Source organism: Psychrosphaera sp. (genome assembly GCF_982872775.1).
The window spans coordinates 1,408-9,162 of record NZ_CEYNSH010000066.1; the positions used below are offsets into that span (position 1 = coordinate 1,408).

Here is a 7,755-nt window from a genome sequence, read left to right on the forward strand (position 1 = left end):
AATAAAACCCTCTTTGCTCAAGCAATGACCAAAGTGTAAGCCGTTACGAATAATTACACTTTGGTCGTACTATTTCTCTGTAAAATTAGCTAAAATGCCCGATTGGTATAAATTTTCATTCTAAAGAACACAGGGTATAATGACTGTCTACTTATTAGCTCCTATTTTTACAGCCTTGGCAATTGTCTTTTTAAGGCCGTTAGCTAATGCACTTGATCTTATCGATGTACCGAATCACCGTAAACATCATTATGGTGATATACCTCTCACAGGTGGAATAGCAGTTTTTTTGTCGTTTACTTTTGTTCTTGTCAACCAAGGTTTTTTTGAACCTCCTTCAACCCAAAACCAAGTCTTTTTCATGTGCTTCTTATTTGTCATATTCATTGGTGTATTGGATGATATGTATGACTTGAGTGTACTCACACGTTTGGTTGGGCAACTTTTAGTTTCACTTCTATTCGTCTTTGGAACAGATATATACATATCACAATTAGGCGTTTTATTTGGCAGCGAACCCGTAGTTTTGAGTCATACAGTTGGAGCGACACTAACGGTTTTAGCTATTATGGCAGCGATGAATATATTTAATATGATAGACGGAATGGACAGTGTGCTAGCGACTGTATCTGTAACTATATTCTCTACATTGGCTGGTCTATTTTTCCTAGCAGGTAATGACTTTTATTTTGTAGTTAGCTCTTCCCTTGTACTAATTATGTTAGCTTTCTTAATGTTCAATATTCTCCCCCTTGCAAAGTTTAGATACAAAGCTTTTATGGGAGATGCTGGCTCAATGTTGATTGGGCTTATTATTATTTGGTTATTAATAGAAGGCTCTCAGGGAGTTCATGGTCAACAAGCGTTTTCTCCAGTATTAGCACTATTTTTAATCGCACTACCATTAATGGATATGGTTGCTATTATCTTTAGAAGAATTTACCGCAATACATCACCCTTTAGAGCCGATCATCAGCATATTCATCATATTTTGGTCAGAAGTGGAAAGTCGACTTTTAAATCAAAGGTTATAATCCCGACTATGTCTTGCTTTGGGATAACAATTGGACTTTTCCTCAACTACAATCTTAACAACTGGATGTTTGAAGCATTTTTGGTATTGTTTGTAACTTACATGTTGTTCACTAACCATATAATCAAAAGAATAAAATCAAATTCATGAAAAAATTAGCAACATCTCTTATTACCATGTTTGTTCTCTCGGGCTGCTCGGCGTTTTCATATCAGCCACAAACTGAAAGATTAATTAGTGACGCTCACAGTAAAATAGGCCAGTCTAATCAAGTGATAGGCGCCAAGAGTTTACCGCAAACAATATCTGTTGGAAGTGAGTTTGAGTTAGACGGATCACCTATCCGAGTGACTGAAAAATATACCTCAGCACTAGGCTTGATTTGTTTCAAACTTACCTCACCAAGCCCACAACCAGCCAACAGAAAATTCATCAATAAAAAGGTGTGTCAAAACGGTTCTGACTGGATTGTCCTGCAAGGATTGGCAAAGGTGAAAGAGGGAGCAGAATAAATGAGCAACGCTAACCGTTTAAAGACGTTAAAAGGCGCGGTAATCGCTTTTTTATTAATGGGCTTGTTGAGTTCAAATGCTTATGCGGCCTTGAATGTAAGCCAATTACCGTCTGCATTGGCTAAGAACAAACAAAACCAAGCCCAGACAGAACAAACACAAAACATTCGTCGTTCTAATCGTCAGAATACAACGATTTTTGATGATGAGAGCCAAAATAATCGTCTGCCAAAAGGTCAGGAGTTGTCCTCGGCTGACATAGCCGCTGGCCGTATGGCATTGAGGCAAGGTGTACTTTTACCAGGTGAAGTGCCAATTTCCGAATTACTCCCTAAAGTGAGTGGGGAAGCGCCACCACCTTATGCAGCGAACCTCTTTGCAGGTGGTTATGAAACAGAGCGCCTAGATGGCTTAAATGAAAACTATTTGATTGCGGTCGGTGACAAAGTTTCAGTTTGGATATGGGGAGCGGTAAGCTTTAACTCCGTGTTAACCGTAGATAATCAAGGCAATATTTTTATTCCGAATATTGGCCCAGTAAGACTGAAGGGCGTACCTGCAGGTACTGTCAACAAAGTTGTCACTTCTAAAATCAAATCGATTTATAAAAACAACATCAGTGTGTACGTCAATTTATTATCTGCAACCCCTGTTTCTGTGTATATCGCGGGTAGTGTTGTAAGGCCGGGGCAATATGCGGGTTTACCAACAGATACGGTGCTCTATTACCTAAAGCGCGCTGGTGGTGTAGATACAGATCGTGGTAGTTACCGTGATATTAGAGTGATGAGAAATGGTGAAGTCGTATCAAAAATTGATTTATATGATTTCGTTGAAAACGGCACTATCGACAATTTAACCTTTAAAGATAAAGACACCATCTTGGTTGGCGAGCAAGGTCCGGTTGTTGACGTTTACGGTCACGTTAAAAAGCCATTCCGATTCGAATTTGAGTCAGAGTCCATTAAAGGTAGCGAGTTACTTAATCTTGCAAAGCCGATGGCTGATACAACGCATGTTCTTATTCAGGGTACTCGTCAAAGTGGCCCATTTTCAACTTATCTGACGGTCAACGAGCTGAAGGGTTTTGAAGTACGCAGTGGCGACAAGTTATTATTCAAAGAAGACCAACGCCCACAAGTGTATGATATCGAAGTCGCTGGGAGTTATTTAGGTCCGTCATTTTATACAGTCACTGCGAGCACTCGTTTACACGATATCTTGAGTCATATTCCGGTCGATCCTAAATTAGCTGATCATAAGTCTGTTTATCTATTAAGAAAAAGCGTCGCTGAAGAGCAACGTCGTATTCTTGAACAATCTCTTGAGCGCCTAGAACGAACCGTATTTTTCTCGCCATCTTCTTCAACAGGTGAAGCAAGTATAAAGGCGCAAGAGGCTAAACTGATCAGTGACTTTATTGAACGCGCTCGTAAGATTCAGCCTATTGGTAAAGTCATAGTGTCAGATGGTGAAAAAGTCGCTAATGTTACCTTAGAGCAGGGCGACGTTATCATGATCCCACACAAAACGGACTTGATTCAGATTGGTGGTGAGGTCATGGTTCCTCAAGCATTAGTATTCAATGAAGAGGCTTCTCTGCAAGATTATGTTGCCTGGTCTGGTGGTTTTAGTAATCGCGCCGACAAAGACGTAGCAGTGATTGTTCGTGCCAATGGTTTAACCCAAATTGTTGACTCAGACTCGGATGCTCCTTTGCAAGCGGGTGACAAGGTGATCATCATGCCTAAAGTCGAAACCAAGGTCATGCAAGCGGTTAAAGATATTACCCAAATCCTATTCCAATTGGCCGTTACAGCTAACGCGATAGATTAAAATGGCAAAGGTCAAAAAAAGGTCATTGTTTGAGCTTTGGCAGAGCGTGATATTCGCTCTGCTTTTGCGTCATATCCAAAGTAAATTCAGCGATAAGCTAGGCTTGGCTTGGCTAGTTGCTCAGCCAGTCATATTTATCGTTGCTTTGGGTACACTGCGAGGTCGAATGGAAGGCGGAGAAGTCCATGGTCTTCCTCCTTTTGTTTTCATGCTTTTGGGCTTCGTAACGGTTCTACAGTTTATTCAAGGCTGGAGTGCAGTGTCTAATTGTATGCGTAAGGACAAGCCACTTTATGCCTTTCGCCAGGTACAGCCTATCTCAAGTGTTGCCGCTGCAGTTGTCATCGAGTTCGTGACATTCATTCTTATCATGCTGGTATTGTCTTACATTGCCGTTTTGATGGGAGATGGTACGGACATTGATGACCCATTGTTTTTAGTCATCTACATGATAGAGATCCAAATATTGTCTTATGGCTTGGGAATGATTTTTGGTATTTTTAAGTTCTATATTAAACAACTTAAAGAGCTGGAAAGTATGTTGCGAAGGCCTTTGATATTTATATCAGGGACTTTCTTCTCCTTAAATGACATGCCTAAAGAGGCTTGGCCGTATCTTGATTGGAACCCATTACTACACGGTATCGAATTGAGCCGAAATGCCGTCAACAGTGGCTTCCCTTTGGCGTCTTCAATTAGCCCGACTTATTTACACATCTCGACATTAACCATGGTGTTTATGGGGCTGTCAATTTATTTTGTATTGTGGAAAAAGGCTATTAGTCGATGATAAAACTTGAAAACCTAACTAAATTTTATCGTTCGGCCCTTGGCGATCAGTATATCTTTAAAGATCTCAACTTCGAGTTTCCAGAAGGGCATAATATTGCCATTCTTGGTCGCAATGGCGCGGGTAAATCAACTTTGTTTAGATTATTGGCTGGCAGTGAGTACCCTAATTCTGGTCGAGTGATTTCTGACAAAGCTATTTCCTGGCCCGTTGCTTTAGCGACAGGCGTCCACCCACAAATGACAGGGGCGGAAAATACCAAATTTATTGGCCGTGTAAACGGTGTGGAAGATCTAAGTGGATATGCCGCTAAAGTGAGGCAATTTTCAGAACTGGGTAAAAAATATGATTTGCCAGTTCGGACATACTCAAGCGGGATGCGTTCCAAACTTGTTTTTTCTTTATGTGTTTCAATAGATTTTGATATCTACTTGATTGATGAGGCAACGTCAGTTGCAGACCCAAAGTTTAGGAAAAAAGCCAAAAAAGCCTTACATGACAAGAGTAAGACGGCCAATGTGATCATGGTTTCTCACGAGCTCGAAGAAATTAGACACTTTTGTGATAGCGCAGTGGTAATCGATGAGGGTGAACTGACCTTTTATTCTGATTTGGAAGCGGGAATAGAGGCGTATCAAGGACTTTAATGTGAAAAAAGATATCGAAGAATTAGAACAGCGTTTCAAAGAATTAAAAACGAAGCACTCAGAATCAGATTGGAATGATGTAACATATTTAATGGATTTGGCTACAAAGCTGGAGACGACGGACATGCCGCTAGCCTACCGCGTCGCTCAACACGCAAAATCATTAAACTCGGACAATCAAGATGCTGTCAATTTATATGAACGTTTAAGAGCGAAAGTCAAAGCACAATTCCCTGGGGTGTTTACAATGACCTCGAAAGAAACAAAATTAAAAAAAGCATTAAGTAATATAAATATGGATAAAAAAGTCGTCCAAGAAAAAGCAACAGGCACCTTTAAAACAGTTAAAAAGAAACTGAAAAAAAGCCCAGTCATAGGTTTTGTGTTTATTCCGTGGTTTTTGTTTTCATTTTACTTAACGTTTATCGCGACTGAGCGATACGAAAGTATTGCGCAAATTATCGTAAAACAGCCTGATACCGTGGCTGCGCCCATTCCTGAAATGGCGTTGTTTAGTGGTTTAGGCGGAAGTTCTGATGGTGCGCTGGTTCAAGCCTATATTTACTCAGCAGATCTTATCGAGTACTTAAAACTCAATACTGATATCGTTAGCCATTATACCGATACCAACGTCGACTTTTTCAGTCGGTTACCAAGCGACTACGAAAAAGAAGAGTTTTACGAGTTCTATCAAAAACACGTCACCGTTGAGATAGATGCCGCTTCTCAAATCATTAGTATAGGCGTACAGGGATTCACCCCTGAATTTGCTCAATCCCTTAACGAGCAAATTGTCGATCGCACCGAGTGGTACATAAACTCAATAAGCCAGAAGCTAGCAGAACAACAACTTATTTTTATTAACGAAGAACATGAGCGTATTAGTACTAAGTTTGCTGATGCTCGTAAAGCCTTACTGAATTTCCAAGAGAAGTACAACTTATTAAACCCTGAAGCCGAAGGGTCGGCAATGCAAAGTATTACTTATGGACTTGAGAACCAAATAGTCAGTAAAGAAACGGAGCTGTTGGCATTACGAAGAGTAATGAGTGATGACTCTGTTGAAGTTCAGAAAGCTAAAAATCAACTACAAGCATTGAAGTCGCAATTAATGTCAGAAAGAGCAAAATTGTCGACTTCTTCTAGTGATGAAGATATTCCAGTCAGCCAAATTATGGCCCGTTTTCAGGAATTGAAGGTTAACGTAGAAATCGCTTTAAAATCATTTACTTCGTCTTTGATGTTAATCGAAAAGGCGAGGGTAGAAGTCTATCAACAAGTAAAATACTTGGTTACGGTGCAAAAACCGGTAGAACCACAGAAGACGGCGTACCCAAAAGTTTGGTACAATATTTTGTTATTTGGCTTTGTTGCACTTATTGCATACGGTATCTGTCGAATTGTATTAGCAACAGTCAAAGAGTTAGGTTAGTTCAAAGGAATATAAATGAAAAAAGGTATTATTTTAGCGGGTGGCAGTGGCACTCGTCTTTATCCTCTTACCAAGGTGGTCAGCAAGCAGTTGATGCCTATATACGACAAACCAATGATCTTTTATCCGATTTCGACATTAATGATGGCGGGAATTAAAGATATTCTGATCATTTCGACTGAAATGGAACTACCTCGCTTCCAAGAATTATTAGGCGATGGCTCAGACTGGGGGATTCAAATCTCTTATACGGTTCAACCTAGCCCAGACGGATTGGCACAAGCCTTTATTCTTGCGGAAGACTTTTTAGAGGGGCAAGGGGCAGCACTCGTGTTAGGCGACAACCTTTTCTACGGGCATGACCTACCTAAATCTTTATTAAATGCGGCAGATAAAGGCAAAGGCGGGACTGTCTTTGGTTACCACGTGGCAAATCCGACTGCATACGGCGTGGTTGAATTTGACGCTGACGGCAAAGCCATTTCGATTGAAGAAAAGCCAGAAAAGCCAAAATCAAACTATGCGGTTCCAGGCTTATACTTCTTTGATGAGCGTGTTGTTGAATTTGCAAAGGAAGTCAAACCTTCTGCGCGCGGCGAACTCGAAATTACCGATGTCATCGAACGTTATTTAGAGCTAGGCGATCTCAATGTAGAAATTATGGGGCGCGGTACAGCTTGGCTAGACACTGGTACTCATGACTCGTTATTACAAGCAGCCGAGTTTATCGAGACCATCGAAAAGCGTCAGGGCCTTAAAGTTTGTTGCCCTGAAGAAGTTGCCTTCCGCCAAGGTTTTATTGATGAAGCAAAAATCCGCGAAATTGCGGCGCCATTAGTGAAAAGTGGTTATGGCAAATACCTTCTCAACTTATTAGATAATAAAGTTTTTTAAAATGAAATTTATAGAAACAGCAATCCCAGATGTAAAAATCATCGAACCAAGTGTCTTTGGCGATGAGCGTGGCTTTTTTATGGAAACGTTTCGTGTTCCATTATTCAACGAAAATTGTGGCGAACGTGTGTTTGTTCAAGATAACCACAGTAAGTCTTCGCAAGGTATTTTAAGAGGTTTGCATTATCAAACCGAAAACACTCAAGGTAAATTGGTCCGTGTAGTATCTGGTGAGGTTTATGACGTTGCAGTAGATATGCGTAAAGACTCAGCCACCTTCGGTAAATGGGTTGGTGTGTTGTTATCAGCAGAAAATAAGCGTCAATTATGGGTGCCAGAAGGCTTTGCTCATGGCTTTTATGTCACCAGTGAAAGTGCAGAGTTTGTTTACAAATGTACAGATTACTACAACCCAAATGCTGAAGTGTCGCTTCGTTGGGACGACCCAACATTAAACATTGACTGGCCACTGGTAAATGGCGAAAAACCAAGCTTATCTGCCAAAGATGAAGTGGGTTTATTATTTGCCGACGCGCCGACGTTTTAATAGCGTTTTAACAGTATTTAAAAAGAATTAGCAGAATTATGAGTAAAACAATTTTAGTAACAGG

8 protein-coding genes are annotated in these 7,755 nt (G+C 40.5%); all 8 read left to right on the plus strand.

Annotation, left to right across the window (positions count from 1 at the left end; translation table 11 throughout):
- Positions 1–139 precede the first annotated feature (139 nt).
- From AC4E96_RS13375 to rfbC, 8 genes are read left to right on the plus strand one after another with little or no spacing between them, the layout of a single operon-like run.
- Positions 140–1,183: a UDP-N-acetylglucosamine--undecaprenyl-phosphate N-acetylglucosaminephosphotransferase gene (locus AC4E96_RS13375; RefSeq protein ID WP_490256171.1), complete on the plus strand. Its 1,044-nt coding sequence runs from the start codon at positions 140–142 to the stop codon at positions 1,181–1,183.
- Complete coding sequence (locus tag AC4E96_RS13380; protein ID WP_490256172.1) at positions 1,180–1,545, plus strand: hypothetical protein; 366 nt, start codon at positions 1,180–1,182, stop codon at positions 1,543–1,545. The genes AC4E96_RS13375 and AC4E96_RS13380 overlap by 4 nt, the downstream gene beginning before the upstream one ends.
- Positions 1,546–3,381 (plus strand): polysaccharide biosynthesis/export family protein, encoded by a 1,836-nt coding sequence (locus tag AC4E96_RS13385; RefSeq protein WP_490256173.1) that lies wholly within the window; start codon positions 1,546–1,548, stop codon positions 3,379–3,381.
- A gap of 1 nt (position 3,382) precedes the next feature.
- Positions 3,383–4,171: an ABC transporter permease gene (locus AC4E96_RS13390; RefSeq protein WP_490256174.1), complete on the plus strand. Its 789-nt coding sequence runs from the start codon at positions 3,383–3,385 to the stop codon at positions 4,169–4,171.
- Positions 4,168–4,818, plus strand: coding sequence for an ABC transporter ATP-binding protein (locus AC4E96_RS13395; RefSeq protein WP_490256175.1), 651 nt, complete (start codon positions 4,168–4,170; stop codon positions 4,816–4,818). Before AC4E96_RS13390 ends, AC4E96_RS13395 begins: the two co-directional genes overlap by 4 nt.
- A 1-nt stretch (position 4,819) precedes the next feature.
- Positions 4,820–6,250: a KpsE/RkpR family capsule polysaccharide export protein gene (locus AC4E96_RS13400; RefSeq protein WP_490256176.1), complete on the plus strand. Its 1,431-nt coding sequence runs from the start codon at positions 4,820–4,822 to the stop codon at positions 6,248–6,250.
- Between the two features lie 15 nt (positions 6,251–6,265).
- A complete protein-coding gene (gene rfbA, locus AC4E96_RS13405) occupies positions 6,266–7,144 on the plus strand; it encodes a glucose-1-phosphate thymidylyltransferase RfbA (protein WP_490256177.1) in 879 nt (292 codons plus the stop codon).
- Position 7,145: 1 nt separating this feature from the next.
- The gene (gene rfbC / locus AC4E96_RS13410; protein ID WP_488034265.1) at positions 7,146–7,691 is read left to right on the plus strand and encodes a dTDP-4-dehydrorhamnose 3,5-epimerase; all 546 of its coding nucleotides are present in this window, start codon (positions 7,146–7,148) and stop codon (positions 7,689–7,691) included.
- The last annotated feature ends 64 nt before the right edge of the window (positions 7,692–7,755 follow it).